Raw genomic sequence first — 21,127 nt, 5'->3', positions numbered from 1 at the left:
AAACACTGGCCACCATTGCCCGCACGATAATTCCACCTATTTGTTATATTGCCGGCTTTCTCAGCGCAGGACGATGTCCACCGGGTTCGCCTCCGACCGCCAGGCGCCCTCCTCGCCGGCGCGGGGACGGATCACCGGCGCCGTGAGGACACCGGAGCGGTTGGTGCGCCGGTCCCGGAGGATCTCGGTGACGGAGCCCAGGTGCCGGGACAGGTCGATCACGTTTTCGGGTGCGGCCAGCAGCAGCTGGAATCCGAATTCGTGCAGCGCCTTGATTCCGGCGCCGGCGAACTCCTCCGACGCGAGCACAAAGGCCTCGTCCATCATCACGGTGCCGTAGGTGGTGAAGCCCTGCTCGGCGATCCCCAGCTGGTAGCTCAGGGCCGCGGCCATGATGAAGGCGGTGAACCGTTGCCGCTCGCCGCCGGACATGGAGCCGGTGTCGGCGTGCATGAACACTTCGGTCTTCTTACCGCCACGGGGACCGGTGACTTCCCGGTGCTCCTTGCACTGGATGAACAGGTGCCCGCGCACGTCCAGCACCTCGGCCCGCCACCTCCGGTCCTCGGGTGCCTGGGAGCCAAGCCGCTTCACCAGCGACTCCAGGGATTTGTAGCGGGCGGTGAGCTCGCCGTCGTCGTCCCCCTCAGCGCCGGAACCCTCCGCCCGGCCGGCCTCCGATTTGGCCGGCCGGCTGTGCCGGGCCTTCAACGCGTTCTGGATGGCGTCCTTGAACTGCTTGGCCGTGGGTGGCAGCGTCTGCTTGATGTCCAGTTCCAGGTAGCTGCCCTCGTGGAAGTTCACCTGCGACAGGATGCCGTTCAGGGGCAGGATGCGGCTGGTGATGGAGCGGCGTTCCTCGTCCAGCAGGTGCAGCAAGGTACTGAAGGACTCGTGCGTGCGCTGATTGAAGAACTGGCGGAACTCCGCCTCCTGCGCGGGCAGGCCGTCGTTCACGATCGCGTGGTAGCGCGCCTCGAACTCGCTCGCGGCGCCGATGCTGGTGCCGTGGTCCGCCGAGATGGCGCTGCCCCACTCACGTACGAAGCCCTCGAAAATGCGGGTAAGCCGCTCCGCCGTCGCCTGCCCCCGCGACTCCGCGGTGTGCAGTTCGCCCAGCAGCGCGGTCCGCACCCGGTTGGCCAGGTTGTCCAGCTCGTGCATTTCCGTGATCTCGCCGAAGTCGGCGAAGTAGGGTTCCAGGGCTTTGACGGTGGCGTCCGACGGCGGTGCCTGGGCCAGGCGGTCGCGCGCGGCTTCCAGCAGGCTGTCGGCAGCCGTCAGCTGGCGGTCGAGTGCCTTGTACTCGCTTTGCAGGACCGCTGCGGACTCGGTGCTGGACTGGTGCTTTTGCCGGACTTCCTCGATGGTGGCACGCAGCGGCTCCAGGTCCGCCTGTGCCGCCAGGGCATCCTTGAGCCGCTGCTCGATCCGCGCCAGTTCATCGGCCGCCACCGCGGCAGACACCTGTTCCCAGGGACGGTCGTCTTCCGCGATCCGGCGCAGTGCGTCAAGCTGCCGGCTCATGCCCTGGTGCGAATCCTCGCGGCTTTGCGCCAGTTCGGCGGCTTTGGCCACTTCCTGCCGGAGGTCCTCCACCTGCCCGGCCACGAGCTCCAGCTTGGCCGCATTATCGAAGCCCAGGACGTAATCCTGGCGGCTGGTGAACCGGTCGTCCTTTTCCACCGTGTGCCGGTTGCGCTTGACCACGCCGCCCAGGCTGAGGCCCTTGTCCAGGGCGGCCAGTTCGTCAGGATCCTCCACGCAGGGGTAGGCGAAGTCGAGGGCGATCCGCTCGCGGACCCATTCGCCGGCTTCAGCAGCCGCACCCGAGGCGAGGATGTCCAGCTTGGTGAGCAGGTCGCCGTCGCGCGCGTCCTCCACGGCGAGCGCGCCGCCGGCGAGCGGCTTGGAGACATCCACGGCCCGCAGCGCGCCGCGGACGTTGTGGTCGTTGAGGTAGCGGGTCACGGCGCCGAAGTGCTCGCCGGGAACCAGCAGGGTGGTGGCCAGGTTTCGGAGTGCGCGTTCGGCGGCGGGGCGCCACCGTTCCTCCCCCTCGGCAAGATCCATGAGCTCACCGGCGAAGGGCATGCGGTCCTCGGGGATGCCGGTTGCCGCGGCAATGGCGGCGCGGTTCTCAATGCTCGACGGCGGCAGCAACGATTTGCGCGTCTTCAGTGAGACGAGTTCCTGCTCAGCCGCGGCCAGTTCGCGTTTCCGGCTGGCGTGCGCGTCGAACGCCTCGAACCGCAGCTCCTGCAGGGCCTGCGAATCATCCTTCAGCTCGGCGGACCGGGCCGCCGCCTGCTCGTGTGCCTGCTCCCAGCCGGCGGCGCTCCACTCGAGCTGCAGGCCGGCGTCGGCCAGTGCCTGCTGGGCTGCCTCCTCCACCTGTTGGCGGAGTTTCAGGCCAACCCGGGCGTTCTCAAGCGACTGCTCGATTGCCGAGATCGCGTTGCCGCCCTGGTTGTTGTAGTCGGTTTCAAGCTGCCGCAGCTCCTTGGCCAGGCCGTCCCGGACCGCACGCTCGGCGCCGAGTTCCTTGGCCTTTGCCTGCGCCAGCTCGCGGAAACGTACCAGGGTCTTCTGGTGGACCGTGACGGCCAGCTGCTGCCGGTACGCTTCGAACTCCCCGCCCACCAGCTCCCGGAGCCGGTTGGCATCCAGCAGCGACTGCGCGTACTCCCTGTTCAGTCCCGGGACCGGGGCCAGCTGGTCCCGCTGCTGCCGGACGTCCTCGAGCCGCTGGCGGATGGACATCAGGTTGCTGAACTCCTCCACCACATCGTCCGCGGCGGCCAGGGTTGCCGGCGCATCGAGGACCTGGTCGCGGAAGAAGGTGTTGACGCTGCCGCCGAGGCCCTTGCCGGCCTGGATGACGCGCAGCAGGGGGAGCGCCTGGTCCGAGCTGATCCCCAGGAGGCGCCGGAACCGCTCCGCGAATGCCTTGTGCACGTCGAACACCTGGGCGTGCGGGAAGAGCGTCTCCAGCGCGCCTTTGGTGAAGCGCTTGTCCGCGATGCCCTCCACCGCCTCAAGGTCCAGCGGCACGTTGTCGATCAGGTAGAACCGGCCCACGCTGGACTCGGTGCCGTTCTTTGGCAGGTCGAACAGCGCCGAGACCGTCACCCGCGTCCCGGCGGCGTTGTCAAACGTCAGGGCGACGGCGGACCAGGTGGCACCCGGGCGCTGGAACGCGCTGGCCGAGCCCTCGCCCACGGCCTTGTCCCCCACCTTGCCGCGCATGTACGTGAAAGTGGTCCGCTTGTCCTCCACGGCACCCGAACGCTGCGCGGCGGCCTCGTTCGACCTCGGCCGGGCGTCGAACACCCGCAGCATCGCATCGAACAGCGTGGACTTGCCCACGCCGGAGTTACCCGTCAGCAGGGTGCCGTTCCGGTCCACGTGCATCGTGTGCGCGCCGTGGAACGTCCCCCAGTTGACCACCTGCACCAGCGCCAGGCGCATCTGCCCGGGGTTGGTCACGTCGCCCAACGGAAGCATGCTCGCGATCGTCACTTGGTCACCTCAGTCTTGCTTTCGTCCGCCTCGGCACCGGCGTCGTCGTCCCCCGCACCGTCCTCGTCCTCGTTCTCGTTCGATGAAGAGTCATCGAGGTCCAGCATCGCCTCCGTGCCGGCGGCGTCGGCCGAAGCCGCTACCAAGGCCTCGATGTGGGCCGGGATGTCGCCGATGTTTTCGAACGGGAGGGCCAGGGGCAGGGCGTTGGAAATGGTGTAGACGTCGTCCAGCCCAGTGGGGAGCAGGAGTTGGCGGGCCAGGAGCTTGGTGATGGCTCGCGTGACCACGTCCGAGTCCCGCAGGGCGTCCTGCTGGCCGGCGGGCTGGTAGTGCGCCACCAGGTCCGTGATTTCCTCGCGGGTGATGGTGGGGTCCGTCTGGGCCGTGACGTGCCGGTCCAGCAGCAGGCGCAGCCGGAGGAGCACGATGGTTTCCACCCGGCTGAGGGCGCGCTGCTGGCGCAGGATGCTGGACCGCGTGTTGCCGCCGATCACCTCCGGATCCACGGGGCGCAGGACGGCGATCTTCCGCTCGTGGTCCAGCTGCAGGGTCAGGAACAGCTCGGAAAGGCGGCTGCGCAGGATCACCTGGTTGTCCAGCAGCACCGTCCAGAGCTTTTCGTCCCGGCCGCCGTCAATGTAGGGGCCCTTGAGGAGCTTCACCAGGGCCTGCCGCACCTTCATCGACAGGACTCCGGTGTCGCCGGGGAACAAGGCGGCGCCGTCGACGAAGGTGTCGCGGGGTGAAACTGCAAAGGGGTACTCAGCGCCCGATGCCGCCCCCGCCCCTTCGCCGCGCGGCTGATCTTCGATCAGCCCAGCGCGCGGCTCCGACAGGCCCGATGCCACTCCCTGGGCGGCATCGGGCGCTGGGGTCGTGTCGTGTGAAACCTCAGTCATCTGAATCCTTTGCGAGCGTGACCACCGGCAGGTAGGCCTTGCGGGTGGAGCCGTCTATCTGTTCGAAGTCCAGGCCATCCCAGGCGCCGCGGTCGAAGTCCGCCCCTGCGTGCAGGGCTTCCGACAGGAGGGCGCGGATGGTGTTGATGTGCTGCTCTTCGGGCGGCAGCTGCTGCCAGGCATCGGCAAGGGTTGCAGCTCCTGCCATGGCCGCCCGGACCACCGCCGGTTTGGCCTTGCCGGTCCTCGGCGAGCGCACCCGGTCCGAGTCGGTGAAGGCGATGGGATCGGCCAGGCGGGGCGGCGCCGCGAACTCGTCGGGATCGAAAAGCTTCACCATGGACAGGGACTCAAAGCCGGCGTTGTAGAGGACGGGTCCGGGTACCAGGCCGGGGCGTTCCCGCTCGTACGCGAGGGAGCGGATGGCCTGCTCCGCTTCGCGCAGGACCTGCCGCAGCCGGACCGACTGGCGGAAGTCATCGCTCTGGACGTAGGTGTTGAGGCTTTCGCTCAGCTTGCCGTAGATGCGCTGGATCTGGCTGTGCTGCTGGCGGAGTTCGGCCACCAGGTTCTTCAGCGTTTCCCGGTCGTCGGGCGAGAGGTCGTCGGCGAACTGTCGGCTCAGCACCTCGCCGATCGCCGACCGGAACCTCAGCTGCTGCTGCGGATCCTCCAGGAATGCCGTGAAGGACCGGAACGTCCTGCCCTCGGGACTTTGGCGGAGCCGTTTATCGGCTTCCAGGACCTGCGCCATAGTGGCGCCCTTGGTCAGGGACTCCTCGATGATCTGGTTGCGGAGGCCGCCCACCAGTTCCTCGATCCGGTCACGCATCTTCTTGTAGTCCGCGGGCAGGCTGGCCGCCAGGTCCAGGATGTTTCCGGCGGCCTCCACCGCTTCATCGTCGTCCAGCAGGCCGTCGAACTCGCCGGTACTGATGTCCTGGATGAGCTGCTGCCGCTCTTCGATTTCCTCTTCGAGGGCTTCGAGCCGGGCGCTCTGGTCCGGGTTGGTTTCGTTGGCGAGCTTTTCCACGTCTCCCAGCAGGGTGCCCAGGCGGGACCCGTTCAGGGTGGACCGCTCGCTGGAGAGGCTGTCCAGGAAGGCGAGCACACGGGCCGCCGGCTCGGTTGCCTCGTAAACGATCTGGCCTGACTGGTTGCGGCGGGTCAGGAACTGCCGCCGGGTCCATTCGTCGCCAAAAGCCTTTCCGTTGGCCCCTCCTCCCAGCCCGGGATCCTGGCGGCGGAGCTCCTCAAGGAAGGAGTCGACGTCGGCATGGAATTCCTCAAGCGGAACCTGCGGCCGGGTGCGGGTGAAGGAAGCCTGGAGCACGGCAATCACCCACGGCGCCGAACGCGTCAGCGCCCAGGCGGGTCCCTTGGTGAGGAGTTCGAGGTCCCGGAGCCGGGCGCTGATGGCGTCAGCGGATGACCTGGCGGAGCGGGGCACACACTCTCCTTGGGCTGGTGGGCGGGGGCTGGGCAGGAGGTGGCCCGAAGTGGACGGACCGGAAAACTGCCAACTACAAGGTTAACGCAGGCCGCCGCGACCGCTTCGTGACCTACCTGCGGGTAGTGTTTCAATCCCGTATCAACAGTCACATCTGCCCCATCCAGCACTGGCTGGGCGTGCGGCCGTCCCCCTACGCTTCTGCTACTGGTCTTCGCCACCGCAGTCTTTTGCACAGCAACGTCGCAGCAGGGGGATTCATGCAGTTCGATTTAAGCTCAGTGGAAACAGCCACCTTGGTCTTCATCGGGACCCTGGTATTTGGCGCATTATTGGCCGCCTTCGTCCTCACGGCCGGACTGGTTGCCCTGGTAGTGCTGGGGGCCGGCAAGCTCACCTGGATGGTGGTGGTCAATACCCTGATGGCGGTAGTCCACGGGATCAACTCCGGCTGGGACAGGCTGGTCCACCGCGCCTCGGCCGTCGAGCTTCCCGGCGATTTCCAGCCCCAGCCGTCCCCTAGCACCGGAACCTACCCGCGGGTAATCTTGAGGGACAGCTGAAGGGTTCTCCAACCCGGCGGATCCATGGCTACACCGGCCAATCCGGCCAAGGAGATAACCCATGACCTCCGCAACTGACAGCCAGGCCAAAGACGCCCCGGCTGAAGAAACCCCCGTCCCCGCCGGAAACATCGGCGCCGGAGCTACCGCCGAAGATGCCCGGGCCGTCGCCGAGGCCGCCCGGGAAACAGGCTGGGACCGCCCCAGCTTCGCCAAGGGCCTTTATCTGGGCAATTTCGACCTGGACCTGGTCCACCCGTGGCCCGCCGCGGACCCCGCCTCCGTGGACCGGGGCGAGGAGTTCATGTCCCGCCTCACCGAGTTCGCAAAAACCATGTCCGGGCGGGTCATCGAACGGGACGCGAAGATTCCGGACGAATACATCAAGGGCCTGGCGGACCTGGGTGTGTTCGGGATGAAGATCCCGGAGGAGTACGGGGGGCTGGGCCTCTCCCTGGTGTATTACGGCCGGGCCCTCGCCCTGCTGGGCAGCGTGCACCCGAGTCTTGGTGCCCTCATCTCCGCCCACCAGTCCATCGGCGTGCCGGAGCCCGTCAAGGTCTTCGGCACGCCCGAACAAAAGCGCGAGTACCTGCCGCGGTGTGCCGCAGGCGCCGTCACGGCCTTCCTCCTCACCGAACCCGACGTCGGGAGCGACCCCGCCCGCCTGGGCAGCACGGCAACGCCAACGGACGACGGCGACGCGTACCTTTTGGACGGCGTGAAGCTTTGGACCACCAACGGCGTGATCGCCGAACTGGTGGTGGTGATGGCCGTGGTTCCGGCGCACACCGACGCACACGGCACCCGGCACAAGGGCGGCATCAGCGCCTTCGTGGTGGAGATGGATTCGCCCGGCATCACGGTGGAGAACCGCAACGCGTTCATGGGCCTGCGCGGCATCGAGAACGGCGTGACCCGCTTCCACCAGGTGCGCGTGCCGGCCGCCAACCGGCTTGGCCGCGAGGGCCAGGGCCTGAAGATCGCACTCACCACACTCAACACCGGCCGCCTTGCGCTCCCGGCACTGTGCGTGGCGTCCGGTCGATGGAGCCTAAAGATTGCCCGCGAATGGTCCAATGCGCGCACCCAGTGGGGCAGGCCCGTGGGTGAACACGAGGCCGTGGGTAAGAAGATTGCGTTCATCGCGGCCTCGGCCTTTGCCCTGGACGCGGTGTTTGAACTGTCCGCCGAACTTGCCGATGCGGGGCAGAAGGACGTACGCATCGAAGCGGCGCTCGCAAAGCTCTGGGCCACGGAAATCAGCTGCCGGATCGCGGACGAGCTGGTCCAGATCCGGGGCGGGCGGGGGTTCGAAACGGCCGAGTCACTGGCCGCCCGCGGGGAACGCGCAGTACCGGCGGAGCAGCAGCTGCGGGACCTCCGCATCAACAGGATCTTCGAAGGGTCCTCCGAAATCATGCGGCTGCTGATTGCACGGGAAGCTGTGGACGCGCACCTTGCCGCCGCGGGCGACCTCGCCTCCCTGGATGCGAGCCTGGCCGACAAAGCGAAAGCCGCCGTCGGCGCTTCCGGCTTCTACGCCAAGTGGCTCCCCAAGCTGGTGGCGGGCGCCGGCATGGACCCCCGCTCGTATGGCGAGTTCGGCAGGCTGGCCAGGCACCTTCGCTTCGTTGAACGCTCATCGCGGCGCCTGGCGCGGCAAACTTTTTACGGCATGGGCCGGTGGCAGGCCAAGCTTGAGCGCAAGCAGGCGTTCCTGGGCCGCGTGGTGGACATTGGCGCGGAACTGTTCGCCATGACCGCCTGCTGCTCCCGGGCCGAGATGCTCCTCAAGTCCTCCCCTGGCAAGGCCGCCGGCGCCTACGAGCTCGCCGACGCCTATTGCGAGCAGGCTAGGGTGCGCGTGGACGAATACTTCGACCAGCTGTGGCGGAACACGGACGACGCCGACCAGGCACTGACGCGCAAGGTCCTCGCGGGCGATTATGAATGGCTGGAAGTGGGGGTCCTGGACCAATCGGAGGGCACGGGCCCGTGGATCGCCGACGCTTCGCCCGGGCCTTCCGCCAAGGAGGACCTCCACCGGAAGTACCGGTAAAACTGCAGGTCACAAAATAGTAAGCACGCTTGCTATCACCCCGGGCGGGTGGTTGAGTTGAGCCATGAGCAGCTCAACGGACCCAGAGAACCTGCCTCCCCGCCGTGCCCGGGAGGACGAAACCACCCGGGGCGGAGGCCACCGGGAAGCAGCCGCGGACGACGCCGCCACGCGCTCGATGGACCAGGCACCGATCCGCCCCAGGGACCGCGACCGGGCCGTGGACCGGGACTATGTGGCGCCGACGGCCGAGCGGACGTACGCTCCTGCCCCGACCACAGCGACCCCCGTGGTGGCACCCGCGGCGGACCCAACCCTGGCAGACAGGGAAACTGCCGTGGCGCGCCAGAAGGAGCGGTTCGGCGGCATCAAGGTTGGCTCTGCCTTCTTTGGCTGGCTGACCGCCACCGGAATGGCCGTCCTGCTGACCGCATTGGTGGCAGCGGCCGGGACCGCCGTGGGCCTTGCCAGCAACACCGACGTCAACCAGGCCGTAAACCAGGCCGCCCAGAACAGCGGCACGGTCGGTTTAGTGGGGATTATCGTCCTGCTGGTGATCCTGTTCCTCTCCTATTACTGCGGCGGCTACGTGGCAGGCCGCATGGCCCGCTTCAACGGCGTCAAGCAGGGAATCATGGTGTGGATCTGGGCCCTGATCGCGGCCGTTGTGGTGGCCATCCTGGGGCTCGTGGCAGGGCAGCAGTTCAACGTCCTGGCCAACCTGAACAGCTTTCCGCGCATCCCCATCAATGAAGGACAGCTGACCACCACCAGCATTATCGCCGCGGTGGTGGTTGCGGCGGTGGCGCTCGTGGGTGCGGTGCTCGGCGGCCTGGCGGGCATGCGGTTCCACCGGAAGGTTGACCGTGCCGGATTCACCCCGGACAGCGAGTTTTACGACGACGAGGAGTAGTCAGGCGAGGATGTCGCCGTCCACGTACAGCCAGGGCCCGCCCTCCCGGACGAACCGGCTGTTCTCGTGAAGGACGCCGCGGTCCTTGCCGTGCCGGTAGAACGCCTTGAATTCCACGGTTCCCTCCGTGTCGAAGGGACCCCCGTTCCCGGTGGCCACAATGTCCAGGCGGCGCCATTCCATGGCAGGGTCCAGGTCCAGGGCTGCCGGCGCGGTGGACGGATGGTGGGTGCGCAGAAGGTAGGCCTCGTCGAGCAGGGCAAAGGCGCTGTACCGGGACCGCATCAGCTGTTCCGCCGTGGCAGCCTCCGCCCGGCCGGAATGGAACCGGCCACAGCACGCCGCGTACGGATCTCCGGACAGACATATGCAGTTTGCGGAATCTATTGATGCGGTCACCCGGTGATGCTGTCATATCGGGTAACAGCTTCGCTACAACCTGGCACCGGGCCCTGCCCGCCCGGGCACGGCCGGACAAAAATCCGTATGGTGGAGAAGGAGCTTTGCGCCCGGTCTTATGCGCCGCACGCGGGCCCAGGATGTTGGCCAGAGAGGAGAAGACGTGGAGAACCCGGACACTCTCGTCCTCAACCTGACCTTCCTGGGCACGATGGGCGTGGCTCTCCTGATGTTCCTGGTCCTCTTCCTGCTCGGGGTTATCACCCTGGTCCTCGCGGGCCTGGGGCGCCTCACGGCCGTCGTGCTGATGACCCTGCTCGGGCGGGCGCCCGGCAAACGGGACTCCGCCGGTTCCGCCGGCGCACCCGCCCGGCAGCCCCGCCCGCGAACGACGTTCCGGGAACGTGCCGCCGCGCTGAAGCCGGGCCGGCTGAAGGAGTCGCTGCGCACCGCCGTCGTACGCCACCCGAAACTTGCCGCAGCCCGCCCTGAACCGCAGGTCCTCGCCGAAGACTGGGCCTCCGCCGTCGCGGAAGCCGACAAGCGTGCCCAGGCCAGGGCGCGGGCGGCTGTGCCGGAAATCAAACTGTCCGTGCGGGATCTTCCGGATCCGGCCGTCCCCGCGGACAAGGTCTCCGAGGTAGCCCCGCTGGTGGAGTCCGCCCTGCACAACCACCGGCCGCCCCATGAGATGCCGCGGTCCTTCAAGAAGCCCCAGCCGCTGCATCCGCTGCCGCCGCTGGATACTGGGTCCCTCGTTTCGCTGGCCGGCCCGCAACAGGTACTCAAGGAGCAGCAGGCCAAGGAGAATGGCTAAGCCCTTACCCTGAGCAACCATGTGGGTTAGCGTGAACACATGGAATTCAGATACCTCGGAAACAGCGGCTTCAAAGTCTCGGAAATCACGTTCGGCAACTGGCTGACCCACGGTTCACAGGTGGAAAACGACGTCGCAACCCAGTGTGTGCGCGCCGCCCTCGATGCCGGCATCAGCACCTTCGACACCGCGGACGTCTACGCGAACACAGCCGCGGAAACCGTCCTGGGCCAGGCCCTGAAGGATGAGCGCCGCGAGTCCCTGGAAATTTTCACCAAAGTCTTTGGCCCCACCGGCCCCAAGGGCAAGAACGATCTTGGTCTGTCCCGCAAGCACATCATGGAATCCATCAACGGTTCGCTGCGCCGGCTGCAGACGGACTACGTGGACCTTTACCAGGCCCACCGGTACGACTTCGAAACACCGCTGGAAGAAACCATGCAGGCGTTCGCGGACATCGTCCGGCAGGGCAAGGCGCTGTACATCGGCGTGAGCGAGTGGACCGCGGAACAGCTCCGCGAAGGCCACAAGCTGTCCAGGGAACTGGGCTTCCAGCTCATCTCCAACCAGCCGCAGTACTCCATGCTCTGGCGCGTGATCGAGGCCGAGGTGGTCCCGGCGTCAGAAGAGCTGGGCGTGTCCCAGATTGTCTGGTCGCCCATGGCCCAGGGTGTCCTCAGCGGCAAGTACCTGCCCGGCCAGCCTGCCCCCGAAGGCACTCGCGCCACGGATGAAAAGGGCGGTGCCAAAATGATCCAGCGGTGGATGCGCGACGACGTCCTGGCAGCCGTGCAGGAACTGAAGCCGATCGCCCAGGAGGCCGGCCTCACCATGCCGCAGCTCGCTGTGGCCTGGGTGCTGCAGAACCCCAACGTTGCATCCGCCATCGTGGGCGCCTCCCGTCCCGAGCAGATTGCCGACAGCGTGGGCGCGGCCGGCGTGAAGCTGGAGGCGGAGGTCCTCAAGCGTATCGACGACGCCGTCGGTGGCCTCGCCGAACGCGACCCCGCACAGACCAAGTCGCCGGCTACCCGGGAAGCCTAAGTGGCCTCCCCGACGGAACTGCCGGACCTCGCTGTCACCGGATCCACCGGAGGCCTGGGCGGAATGGTGGCGCGGCAACTTGCCGCGTCCGGTTTCGCCCAGCGCCTGCTGGTGCGCGACGCCGCACGCGCTCCGCAGCTGGATGACGCACATCCGCTGGTGTGTTCCTACGGGGACGGCGCCGCCTCCCGCCAGGCGCTGGACGGGGCGAAAGTCCTGTTCATGGTGTCCGCCGCCGAGGCCGAAGACCGGCTGCAGCAGCACTACGCATTCGTGGATGCTGCTGCGGCTGCCGGGGTGGAGCACGTGGTGTACACCTCCTTTTACGGCGCGGCACCGGATGCCACGTTCACCCTGGCCAGGGACCACTACGCCACCGAGGAACGGATCAAGGCGTCCGGGATGGCGTACACCTTCCTGCGCGACAACTTCTACCTCGACTTCCTGCCGCTGATGACGGGCGACGACGGCGTGATCCGGGGCCCTGCCGGGGATGGCGTTTTCTCCGGGGTGGCGCGGGAGGACGTTGCCCGCAGCGCCCACGCCGTGCTGCGGGATCCCGCCATCCACACGGGCAAGACGTACGACCTGACCGGCCCGGAGGAACTGAGTATGGCGCAGGCTGCCGAGGTGCTGAGCGCCGGCACGGGGCGGCAGGTCCGCTACCAGCCGGAGACGGTGGAGGAAGCCTACGCGTCGCGGGCTTCCTACGGCGCCCCGCAGTGGCAGCTGGACGCGTGGGTCAGCACCTACACGGCGATGGCGGCCGGCGAGATGTCGGGACTTTCGCCGGATGTGCACGGACTGACCGGGCAGGACCCCATCAGCCTGGCCGAGTTTCTGACCCGGCCGGTGCTGTAGTCCGGTTAATTTCGTTGACGGGCGGGTTGGCCCGGCGTAGACCTGTGGCGGGGGGACTTTAGTCCGCCGAGCAGAATCGCACCGCCATGAATCCCAGCAACCAGCAGTCCACCCGGCAGGAGCCGGCGCCCGCTCCGGCGCCCGCTGCACAGCCTTCCTCCGGCCCGCTCACCCGGGAGGAACTGCAGCTCGCCGCCCGCAACCATTCCATGCCGCTGGAGGCACTAAGCCGCGAGGTCACGCCGCCCGGCCTCCACTACGTCCTCACGCACTTCGACATTCCCGACCTGGACGTTTCCTCCTGGCACCTGCGGATCGGCGGCGCAGTGGAACGTGCCCTCGAGCTGAGCATGGCCGCGCTTCGCCGCGACCCGGCCATCACTGTGCCCGTCACCCTTGAGTGCGCGGGCAATGGCAGGTCGCTCCTGGAGCCGCGGCCCCTCAGCCAACCCTGGGTCCTGGAGGCGGTGGGCACCGCACAGTGGACCGGTGTGCCGCTTGCCTATCTTCTGGGCAAGGCCGGTGTGCTGCCGGACGCGGCGGAGGTGGTGTTCACGGGGGCAGATGCCGGGGTGCAGGGCGGCGTCCCCCAGCGCTACGCACGCAGCCTGCCGATTCGCGAGGCCCTGCGTCCCGACGTCGTCCTTGCCTACAAGATGAACGGAGCCGTTCTGCCGCCGCAGCATGGTTACCCGCTGCGGCTGGTGGTCCCGGGCTGGTACGGGATGGCCAGCGTCAAGTGGCTGGAGTCCATCGAGGTGGCCAGGGCGCCGTTCACCGGGTTCCAGCAACAGGTTGCCTACCGCTACCAGAGCTCTGCGGACGACGGCGGGAGCCCGGTTTCGCGGATCAGGGTGCGTTCGTTGATGGTCCCGCCGGGTGTCCCGGACTTCTTCACCCGGCGGCGATTTCTCCGTGCGGGCCCGGTGATGCTGGAGGGCCGGGCATGGTCCGGGGAAGGTGCCGTGACCGCCGTCGAGGTGGGGATCGACGGCACCTGGCTGCCCGCCCACCTGGATAAACCGGCAGGTGGTTTCTCGTGGCGGAGGTGGAGTCTGCCCTGGGTCGCGGACCCGGGCGACCACGTCCTGGCCTGCCGCGCCACGGACATCACCGGCGCCACCCAACCACTGGAGCAGAACTGGAATTACCAGGGAATGGGAAACAACGTGGTGCAGCGGGTCAACGTGACGGTGGAGTGACGCTGGACCGGCTTCCCGGGGCGGCACCCCCTGGGGCTATACTCGGTGCCAATTATGACCAGCCTCCCATCCGCTCCCGCCAGTGTCCGAATCGATGCGTGGCTGTGGGCCGTCCGCGCCTACAAGACCCGGTCTGCCGCCACTGCAGCCTGCCGCGCAGGGCATGTCCGGCTGAACGGCAATCCCTCCAAGGCGTCGGCAACACTGGTGACCGGTGATACCGTCACGGTCCGCATGCCAGGCTACGAGCGGATCCTTGAGGTGCGGCGGCTCATTGCCAAACGCGTGGGGGCCGAGGCTGCGTCGCACTGCTTCACCGACCACACTCCCCCGCGGCCCGTCCTTCCGGCGCTTGGGTTGCCGCAGCGCGACCGGGGCGCCGGACGGCCCACCAAGAAGGACCGCCGCGAGATGGAGCGGTTGCGGGGCCCTGCCTAGCGGACGTGCTGCCGCGTCAGGCACCCGCCTTGGTGCGTGCCTGCACCAGGTTGGCGAACGGCAACCGGCCATATTCCTCCACAAAGGCAGCGTGGTAACCCGCTTCCGCGCTGCTCAGCTGGCCGGCCGGAAGTTCCTTCCACGCAACGGCCAGTGATTCCGCGTCAGCGAGCTGCCAGACAAGCCGCCCGTCCCAGTGGCCGGGCGGCTTTCCTTGCCCAAAGTCAACGAACTCCTGGATCTGGCGCCGAAGCCCCCGGTTACCCTTGCTTCCGGGTCCGGCCTTTCCCAAGTAGAGAACGACCGCGGCGTCCACCCATTCGGTGGCCAACACGGCTTCGGGGAGGGAAGGGTCCTTCTTCTTGAAGACTCCGGCGGTGCTTTTCGTGAGAAAGCGCGCCTGGAAGTCTTCCGGCACAACGACGGCGAAGAGGCCTGTGCCCTGCGGAATCCTCATGGTTTCGAGGTTTCGGATAGGCCGGAATCCGGCGAAGCCTTCGACCTTCAGGCCCTTCCTGGTGAACTGCATAATTCATTGAACCGCATGGCACGGGCCATTGCTGCGTTTGCGTTTTCCACATAGGGACTTTGGGTGGCCGGGATTGTCACACCCTGCTGGAAGACTTTGGCTATGGAAGCGGTTTTGGAATCGGCGGCAGTACAACAGGGGGTGCGGTGCGCCGAACCTTCCAGTGTTGGTCCCACGCCATACCCGCCCGCCGCACCTTCCATTGGGGATGTCCTGGACCTGCTCGCCCGCGTCCCGGTCCCTGCGGATAGTGCGGGCATGATCGAGCAGATTCGTGGGTTGGAGGATCTGAAGTCCCTGGCCGGTGCCCGGCAGGCTGATACCGCTGTCGCTTTTGATTTATCCCAGCGGCGGGAGCAGGCCGAGGCCGGGGTCCCGGCTGACGAGCGGGGCGCCGGGGTCGCGGCGCAGATCGCGTTGGCCCGGCGTGAGTCCCCCGCCCGGGGTTCCCGGTTGCTCGGCCTGGCCAAAACCCTCACCGGCATGCCGCACACGTTCGCCGCGTTCCGGACCGGCCTGTTGAGCGAGTGGCGGGCCACGCTGATCGTGAAAGACACCATCTGCCTGTCGGCCCCGGACCGGGCGGGGGTGGATGAAGAACTCGCCGCCGACACCGGCGCCCTGAACGGCCTGGGCGACAGGGCCATCATCGCCGCGGTCCGCGCCGCCGCGTACCGGCGGGACCCCGCCTCGGTCGCGAAGCGCGCCAGCCGGGCCATGGGCGAACGGTGCGTGAGCCTGCGCCCGGCCCCGGACACCATGACCTACCTGACCGCGCTGCTCCCCGCCGCCCAAGGCGTCGCCGCCTACGCCGCGCTATGCCGGGACGCCGACACCGCCCGCTCGAACGGGGATCACCGGTCCCGGGGCCAGGTCATGGCGGACACCCTCGTCGAACGCGTCACCGGCACCCCCGGCGGGATCAACGGGGTCCAGATCCAGCTCGTCATGACCGACCACACCCTCCTGCAGGCCGGCGCCGAACCCGCACGGCTGCCCGGCTACGGCACCATCCCCGCCGAACAGGCACGAACCATCGCTGGTGAGACCGACCTCAACCTCTGGGTCCGCCGGCTCTACACCGCCCCCGGCACCGGCGAACTGGTGGCCATGGACTCCACAGCCCGGCTCTTCCCGCCAGCACTGAAACGCTTCCTGCAGATCCGGGACGACACCTGCCGGACCCCCTACTGCGACGCCCCGATCAGGCACCACGACCACGTCACCCCCTGGCACCGCCGCGGACCCACCACCGCCGGAAACGGCCAAGGCCTCTGCGAAGCCTGCAACCACACCAAAGAAACCCCAGGCTGGGCCGCACAAACCATCCCCGGCCCACGGCATACGGTTGCAACCACCACCCCCACGGGCCACACCTACCACTCCACAGCACCACCACTCCCCGGCACCCCACCTGCAGGAGGCACACGGTCATGCGGCTCTCAGGAACGGGGGCTAACCTTGGCGCGTGCCACCCCTTGAGATCCTTGTTTCTTCCTGGCAGTTCGACTGGGCCGCCGCGGCTTTCGCCGCCGTGGCCGGCATTCTGTACGGCTGGGGAATACGGTCAGCCGCGCGCCGGGGTCAGGGATGGCCAGTGTGGCGGGCGGTGGCGTTCTACGTCCTGGGCCTGGGCTCATTCATCATCCTCACCTGCGGGTTCACTGGGGTATACGGAGCGCAGCAGCGGTGGGCCTTCACCATCAAAATATCCCTGCTGCTCTTTGTCGTCCCGCTGCTGATCGGCCTGGGCAAACCGCTAACCCTCGCGCGGGCAGCACTGCCGGCCAAGGGCACAACAGCCTTGGACAAGGTCCTGTCCAGCAGGCCCGTACGGTTCGTCAGCAATTCATTTGGCGCGCCCCTGCTGGGACTGGCCCTCTTCTCCACGTTCCTCACGCCGGCCTTCTTCACGCTGCGGACCGACCCCGTGGCAGGCGCCCTCCTCACAGTTGGCGTGCCGCTGCTGGGCATGCTGATGGCACTGCCGATCATCGAAGAGTCCGATTTCCAGCGCTCCAGCGCCTACCTGACCCTTGAATTCATGTTCGTGTTCATCGAGTTGCTGATCGATGCGGTCCCCGGCATCCTGCTGAGCCTCAACGGCCAGGTGCTCGACCACGTGATGTCCGTTCCCAACCCCCAATGGTGGTTCCGGGACGCTCTCCAGGACCAGCAGTTCGCCGGAAATTTGCTGTGGTTCATCTGCGAGGTGCTGGACCTGCCGCTGATCATCCTCATGTTCATCCGCTTCTCACGCAGCGACAAGAGGGAAGCAGGCGCCTTCGACGAACTCACCGACGAGCAGCTCGACGAACTTCAGAACCAGCACCTGCGTGGGCGGCAGTAACCATCCCGCGCCCGCTGCCCGGCGCCGGGAAGGGTAGTGCGGAATTCGGTGTGCCCACCCTTTCCCGGGGAAGCGTAGAGTGACATAGGACGCCTGATTCTGGACGCCTCGCTGCCAAGGGAGAAATCGTGACGATTGATTGGGACGAAAAAAAGGCCCTGCTACAGGAACCGAATATCGCGAAGGTAACCCAACTTTGCGATGAGCTGATGGAAAAAAAGCCTGGTTCCACTGTCCCCTATATCGACCCCGTCCACGACGAGGACGAATGCAGGATCATCAGCCTCCAGGCCAGCCCCGGCAAAGGGACCGAGTCCGGGTTCGTCTCCCACAACAACGACGACGAAGCTGCCCGACGCGCCACGCAGATCTATGAGCTGGCCGAGCTGGACCCCCGCTACGTCATGCCGTGGAATGCCTACCCGTGGGTGCGTGAGAGCGGCAGCCCCTCTGCGCTGAGTGTCCAGGAAAAGACCGATGGGCTCCGCCCGTTCCGCCAGTTCCTGAAGATCAATTCCCGGGTCTCCGCCATCATCGCGCACGGCACGGACGCGTCCACATTCCTGACCCTCTTTGAGAAGACCTACCACTCATCGCTGAAGAACAGCGGCATCAAGATCTACAAGGCCTCCGCCCTCGGCGGCAGGGCCTTTGCTGTTTCCGAGGCCAAGCAGGAAGAGCTTCTCGCCAAGAGCGTCGAAACCTACCGTGACGCGATGCAGCGGGCGGGCATCCAGCACCTGTAAGGGAAAGTCACAGGGTTCTTTCAGCCACGCGGGCGCATACTCGTAGGTACCCGGACCGGCGAAAGAACCAGGCTGAACCTTGACGTCCCACACCAACCGCTCCCCCGGGGCGGCATCCCCAGCAGAGGCTGCAGCCGTACGCATGGCGGCCCTGCCCCAGCTACGGCACTGGATTGCCGTGCCGGTCACGGCGGCTGTCCTGATCGTGGCCGCAGGCCTGGCCCTGCGGTTCATTCCGGCGCTGACGTCCGCGGACATGTCCGTGGATGCCGAGCTGAGCCATGACCACACGGCGCCGCTGACGGGTGTGGCCATGTTCATCAATGTGGTGTTCAGCCCGGCAGGGGGCGTGCTGATGATCGCCGCCCTGTGCCTGTACCTGCTGCTGGTACGCCGGAGTCCTGTCAACGCGGTTGCCACAGGGCTCGTCGCTGCGGGAGGCTGGGTCAGCAGCGAACTGTTCAAAGTACTCGTGGCAAGGCACCGGCCGGACTCCACCGCCCTGTTCAACCCGCTGATCCCCGAACCGGGCACGGACAGCTTCCCGAGCGGACACGTGGCACTGGCCTCCGCGCTGGCCATCGCCGTCTTCCTGCTGGCCCGCGGCACCAAGTGGCAGCGGCCCGCGGCCATCCTCGGGATCGTCGTGGCGGTTGCCGTCGCATTCTCGCGCGTCTACCTGGGTGTGCACTACCCCACCGACGTCACGGCGTCCTTCCTCACGGCAGCCACCGGCGCGGCGTTCCTGACGGGCTTGTGGAACCGGTTTGGCCTGGTGCTGCTGGCCCGCATACCGTTCCTGGCGAAGCTGGGCCCCGTCCCGGCACCCCAGGCCTGATCCACTGCCATGACGGGCTTCATCGACGGACTCCTGAACGTTAGCCCGCTTGTGGCGTACATCGCCGTCTTTTGCCTGGTGTTCGCGGAGGACGCCTTGTTCGTGGGCTTCGTCATCCCCGGTGAAACCGCCGCCGTCCTCGGCGGTGTGGTGGCCAGCCGGGGCGAAGTGCAGCTGGGCACCATGATGGCCCTGGTGGTGTGCGCGGCCGTCATCGGCGACAGCGTGGGCTACGAGGTGGGCAAGCACCTGGGCGGCCGGCTTATGAAGACGAGGCTGCTGGCCCGCCACTCCGGGAGGCTGGAAAACGCGCAGGACTTCCTCCGGCGTAGAGGCGGGTCCGCTGTGTTCCTGGGCCGCTTCACCGCCTTCTTCCGCGCCGTCATGCCCGCCCTGGCCGGCACGTCCCGGATGCCCTACGGCCGCTTCATCGCCTACAACGCTGCGGGCGGCGTGGCCTGGGGCATCGGCTTCGTCCTGCTGGGCTTCCTCGCCGGCAACTCCTACGAGACCGTCGCCCAGGCAGTGGGCCGGGACCTCGCCGTCGTGATCGCCTTAGTGGCGGTGGCGGCGCTCATCGCCTGGCATGTCCGTTCACGACGGCGGCAGCAACGGCGGCGCCCGGCCAGCCAAGGGCGGGACAAGGGCCCGAATTCATAGAAGGGTTTGACAGCAACTGTGACCAGTGCCATATTTAAGGCGTGAACCTGTCAGACAGCCGGACAGCAGGACAGCCTGCATCGTTCCGTCCCCTTGCCCGGCTGAGCGCTGCCGAGGCGGTGTTCAACGCCATCCGCCAGGACATCGAATCGGGCGGCATCCCGGTGGGAAGCAAACTCAGCTCGGAAGCCACCCTCTCGCAGCAGTACGGAGTAAGCCGCTCGGTAATCCGGGAAGCCCTCCGCTCCTGCACCGCCCTGGGCCTGACGGTCACCCGGACCGGCAAGGGCACCTTTGTCATTGCCAGCAAGGTAGCCAACGACCTCACGTTGGGCCAGTACTCCGCCCGCGACCTTACCGAAGCCCGCCCCCACATCGAAATTCCCGCCGCCGGACTGGCCGCAGAGCGTCGAACGGAGGAGGAACTGGACACCCTCCGCCACATCATGGGTGCCATGGCAACCGAAACGGATCCCGAATCCTGGGTAGCCCTGGACTCCACCTTCCACGCCACCATCGCCCGCGCCAGCGGCAACAAAGTGTTCGCAAGCGTCGTGGCTGACATCCGGGACGCGCTGGCGCATCAATCCGAGACCCTGAACATGGTGGCAGACCGCCAACATGCTTCCGATATTGAGCACCAGCAGATCCTTGCCGCCATCGAGACAGGCTCCGCGGAAGAGGCCCGCGCCGCCATGGCCCACCACCTGGAGGCCGTGGGCGTCGCCCTGGACTCCATCCTCAACAGCTAGCAAGATCCAACCAACCCTCCCAAGGACCCCATGCCATCCCCCGTGTTTTCTGCTGCCCACACTGCTGCCCCGGCCGGGCTCTCCCTGCCGCAGCACACCCCACTGGTCGCCGCCGTCCGTGACGGCCTCGTGGAAAGTGTCCACTACGGCTCCGCGCTTGCCCTCGCGGCGGACGGCACAGTGGCGGCATCGGCAGGGGACCCCCTGGCACCGTTCTACCCCCGATCAGCGCTCAAACCCCTCCAGGCAGTGGCCATGGTCCGCGCCGGCCTTGAGCTTCCCGCCGACCTCCTGGCACTGGCCGCGGCAAGCCATTCAGGTGCGGCAGAACACCGCGACGGCGCGCTGCGCATCCTCGAACTGCACGGGCTCGCCCCCACGGACCTGGAGAACAGCACCGACCTGCCCTACGGCACGGCCGAACGGGAAGACTGGCTCCGCACCGGCGGCAGCGCTACCCGGATCACCCAGAACTGCTCCGGAAAGCACGCTGCCATGGTGGCCACCTGCCTGATCAACGGGTGGCCCGTCCAGGGCTACCTCGATCCCTCCCATCCGCTGCAGCAGCTGGTGGCCCGGACCGTCACCGACCTCACCGGCGAGGAGCCGGCCGCCGTCAGCACGGACGGCTGCGGCACTCCCTTGTTCGCCCTCACGCTGCGCGGCATGGCCCGCGCCTTCGGCCGGATCGCCAAGGCTGCAGCGGACGACGACGGCAGCCCGGAAGCCGCCGTCGGGCTCGCCATGCAGCAGCACCCCGGGATGGTGGCCGGGGACGGCCGCGACGTCACCGGGCTGATGCGCCTGCTTCCCGGTGCCGTGGCCAAGGACGGCTTTGAAGGCGTGCAGCTGGTGGGCCTGCCCGACGGCAGTGCCGTGGCCGTCAAGATTTCCGACGGCGGCGACCGCGCCCGGATGCCCGCCACCGTCCGCCTGCTGGAGGCGCTGGGCGTGGAGACGGAGCCGCTTGCCGGCATCGCCACGGCCCCGGTGCTGGGCGGCGGCCACGAGGTGGGCCGGCTGCTGGCCACCGACTTCCTGAATCACTTGTCCGCACCCGTCAACGAAGCCCTGTAAGG

20 protein-coding genes are annotated in these 21,127 nt (G+C 67.4%); 15 read left to right on the top strand and 5 right to left on the bottom strand.

Annotated features, from left to right (window positions below):
• Positions 1-60 precede the first annotated feature (60 nt).
• The 3 genes from AB0280_RS12445 to AB0280_RS12435 are packed head-to-tail and all read right to left on the bottom strand — an operon-like array spanning position 61 to position 5,874.
• Entirely contained in the window at positions 61-3,522 is a 3,462-nt protein-coding gene (locus AB0280_RS12445) for an ATP-binding protein (RefSeq protein WP_366367390.1), read from the bottom strand.
• Positions 3,519-4,424: a DUF4194 domain-containing protein gene (locus tag AB0280_RS12440; protein ID WP_224023653.1), complete on the bottom strand. Its 906-nt coding sequence runs from the start codon at positions 4,422-4,424 to the stop codon at positions 3,519-3,521. The genes AB0280_RS12445 and AB0280_RS12440 overlap by 4 nt, the downstream gene beginning before the upstream one ends.
• Positions 4,417-5,874: a DUF3375 family protein gene (locus AB0280_RS12435; RefSeq protein WP_366367388.1), complete on the bottom strand. Its 1,458-nt coding sequence runs from the start codon at positions 5,872-5,874 to the stop codon at positions 4,417-4,419. Before AB0280_RS12435 ends, AB0280_RS12440 begins: the two co-directional genes overlap by 8 nt.
• 260 nt (positions 5,875-6,134) lie before the next feature.
• On the opposite strand from AB0280_RS12435, the gene AB0280_RS12430 reads away from it, so the two are divergent.
• The 3 genes from AB0280_RS12430 to AB0280_RS12420 all read left to right on the top strand — a co-directional run bounded on the left by AB0280_RS12430 (position 6,135) and on the right by AB0280_RS12420 (position 9,412).
• Positions 6,135-6,437 (top strand): hypothetical protein, encoded by a 303-nt coding sequence (locus AB0280_RS12430; RefSeq protein ID WP_275182338.1) that lies wholly within the window; start codon positions 6,135-6,137, stop codon positions 6,435-6,437.
• A 61-nt stretch (positions 6,438-6,498) separates the two neighbouring features.
• A complete protein-coding gene (locus tag AB0280_RS12425; protein ID WP_366367387.1) occupies positions 6,499-8,499 on the top strand; it encodes an acyl-CoA dehydrogenase family protein in 2,001 nt (666 codons plus the stop codon).
• Positions 8,500-8,563: 64 nt separating this feature from the next.
• Positions 8,564-9,412 carry a hypothetical protein gene (locus AB0280_RS12420; protein WP_275182334.1) on the top strand — a complete coding sequence of 283 codons (849 nt, stop codon included), beginning with the start codon at positions 8,564-8,566 and terminating at the stop codon, positions 9,410-9,412.
• Here the strand turns inward: AB0280_RS12420 and AB0280_RS12415 are convergent, their stop codons facing one another.
• Entirely contained in the window at positions 9,413-9,811 is a 399-nt protein-coding gene (locus AB0280_RS12415; protein ID WP_366367385.1) for a YchJ family protein, read from the bottom strand.
• A gap of 163 nt (positions 9,812-9,974) precedes the next feature.
• Here AB0280_RS12415 and AB0280_RS12410 point away from each other — a divergent pair, with 163 nt between their 5' ends.
• The 5 genes from AB0280_RS12410 to AB0280_RS12390 all read left to right on the top strand — a co-directional run bounded on the left by AB0280_RS12410 (position 9,975) and on the right by AB0280_RS12390 (position 14,173).
• Positions 9,975-10,628, top strand: coding sequence for a hypothetical protein (locus AB0280_RS12410; protein WP_275182332.1), 654 nt, complete (start codon positions 9,975-9,977; stop codon positions 10,626-10,628).
• Positions 10,629-10,667: 39 nt separating this feature from the next.
• Positions 10,668-11,672: an aldo/keto reductase family protein gene (locus AB0280_RS12405; RefSeq protein WP_159629735.1), complete on the top strand. Its 1,005-nt coding sequence runs from the start codon at positions 10,668-10,670 to the stop codon at positions 11,670-11,672.
• Positions 11,673-12,533, top strand: a complete 861-nt coding sequence (locus AB0280_RS12400; protein WP_366367383.1) for an SDR family oxidoreductase — start codon at positions 11,673-11,675, stop codon at positions 12,531-12,533.
• 86 nt (positions 12,534-12,619) lie between these two features.
• Positions 12,620-13,735 carry a sulfite oxidase gene (locus tag AB0280_RS12395; protein ID WP_307491003.1) on the top strand — a complete coding sequence of 372 codons (1,116 nt, stop codon included), beginning with the start codon at positions 12,620-12,622 and terminating at the stop codon, positions 13,733-13,735.
• Positions 13,736-13,789: 54 nt separating this feature from the next.
• Positions 13,790-14,173 carry an RNA-binding S4 domain-containing protein gene (locus AB0280_RS12390; protein WP_142070227.1) on the top strand — a complete coding sequence of 128 codons (384 nt, stop codon included), beginning with the start codon at positions 13,790-13,792 and terminating at the stop codon, positions 14,171-14,173.
• A gap of 16 nt (positions 14,174-14,189) precedes the next feature.
• Here the strand turns inward: AB0280_RS12390 and AB0280_RS12385 are convergent, their stop codons facing one another.
• On the bottom strand, positions 14,190-14,702 hold the full coding sequence (locus tag AB0280_RS12385; RefSeq protein WP_159629729.1) for a hypothetical protein: 513 nt from the start codon (positions 14,700-14,702) through the stop codon (positions 14,190-14,192).
• A gap of 258 nt (positions 14,703-14,960) precedes the next feature.
• Here AB0280_RS12385 and AB0280_RS12380 point away from each other — a divergent pair, with 258 nt between their 5' ends.
• From AB0280_RS12380 to AB0280_RS12350, 7 genes are all read left to right on the top strand, one after another.
• Positions 14,961-16,184, top strand: a complete 1,224-nt coding sequence (locus tag AB0280_RS12380) for an HNH endonuclease (RefSeq protein ID WP_425328608.1) — start codon at positions 14,961-14,963, stop codon at positions 16,182-16,184.
• On the top strand, positions 16,171-17,052 hold the full coding sequence (locus AB0280_RS12375; RefSeq protein WP_366367379.1) for a cytochrome c oxidase assembly protein: 882 nt from the start codon (positions 16,171-16,173) through the stop codon (positions 17,050-17,052). The genes AB0280_RS12380 and AB0280_RS12375 overlap by 14 nt, the downstream gene beginning before the upstream one ends.
• A 209-nt stretch (positions 17,053-17,261) precedes the next feature.
• Entirely contained in the window at positions 17,262-17,798 is a 537-nt protein-coding gene (locus tag AB0280_RS12370; protein ID WP_236560681.1) for a uracil-DNA glycosylase, read from the top strand.
• A gap of 79 nt (positions 17,799-17,877) precedes the next feature.
• Positions 17,878-18,636, top strand: coding sequence for a phosphatase PAP2 family protein (locus AB0280_RS12365; RefSeq protein ID WP_366367378.1), 759 nt, complete (start codon positions 17,878-17,880; stop codon positions 18,634-18,636).
• 9 nt (positions 18,637-18,645) lie between these two features.
• Positions 18,646-19,296: a DedA family protein gene (locus AB0280_RS12360; RefSeq protein WP_366367377.1), complete on the top strand. Its 651-nt coding sequence runs from the start codon at positions 18,646-18,648 to the stop codon at positions 19,294-19,296.
• 41 nt (positions 19,297-19,337) lie between these two features.
• Positions 19,338-20,048 (top strand): FadR/GntR family transcriptional regulator, encoded by a 711-nt coding sequence (locus AB0280_RS12355; protein ID WP_224023686.1) that lies wholly within the window; start codon positions 19,338-19,340, stop codon positions 20,046-20,048.
• A gap of 30 nt (positions 20,049-20,078) precedes the next feature.
• A complete protein-coding gene (locus tag AB0280_RS12350; RefSeq protein WP_366367375.1) occupies positions 20,079-21,125 on the top strand; it encodes an asparaginase in 1,047 nt (348 codons plus the stop codon).
• Positions 21,126-21,127 lie beyond the last annotated feature (2 nt).

This window comes from Pseudarthrobacter sp. 902506025, assembly GCF_040702325.1.
Classification (GTDB): domain Bacteria; phylum Actinomycetota; class Actinomycetes; order Actinomycetales; family Micrococcaceae; genus Arthrobacter.
The sequence above is the reverse complement of the archived record's forward strand: the minus strand, read 5'-3'. Positions and strand labels throughout refer to the sequence as shown.

Bases quoted from the DNA above. Each gene is read 5' to 3' on its own strand.
- AB0280_RS12390 (WP_142070227.1), top strand. From the start codon at position 13,790: ATGACCAGCCTCCCATCCGCTCCCGCCAGTGTCCGAATCGATGCGTGG.
- AB0280_RS12425 (WP_366367387.1), top strand. From the start codon at position 6,499: ATGACCTCCGCAACTGACAGCCAGGCCAAAGACGCCCCGGCTGAAGAA.
- AB0280_RS12420 (WP_275182334.1), top strand. From the start codon at position 8,564: ATGAGCAGCTCAACGGACCCAGAGAACCTGCCTCCCCGCCGTGCCCGG.
- AB0280_RS12405 (WP_159629735.1), top strand. From the start codon at position 10,668: ATGGAATTCAGATACCTCGGAAACAGCGGCTTCAAAGTCTCGGAAATC.
- AB0280_RS12380 (WP_425328608.1), top strand. From the start codon at position 14,961: ATGATCGAGCAGATTCGTGGGTTGGAGGATCTGAAGTCCCTGGCCGGT.
- AB0280_RS12360 (WP_366367377.1), top strand. From the start codon at position 18,646: ATGACGGGCTTCATCGACGGACTCCTGAACGTTAGCCCGCTTGTGGCG.
- AB0280_RS12395 (WP_307491003.1), top strand. From the start codon at position 12,620: ATGAATCCCAGCAACCAGCAGTCCACCCGGCAGGAGCCGGCGCCCGCT.
- AB0280_RS12440 (WP_224023653.1), bottom strand. From the start codon at position 4,424: ATGACTGAGGTTTCACACGACACGACCCCAGCGCCCGATGCCGCCCAG.
- AB0280_RS12385 (WP_159629729.1), bottom strand. From the start codon at position 14,702: ATGCAGTTCACCAGGAAGGGCCTGAAGGTCGAAGGCTTCGCCGGATTC.
- AB0280_RS12350 (WP_366367375.1), top strand. From the start codon at position 20,079: ATGCCATCCCCCGTGTTTTCTGCTGCCCACACTGCTGCCCCGGCCGGG.
- AB0280_RS12370 (WP_236560681.1), top strand. From the start codon at position 17,262: ATGGAAAAAAAGCCTGGTTCCACTGTCCCCTATATCGACCCCGTCCAC.
- AB0280_RS12430 (WP_275182338.1), top strand. From the start codon at position 6,135: ATGCAGTTCGATTTAAGCTCAGTGGAAACAGCCACCTTGGTCTTCATC.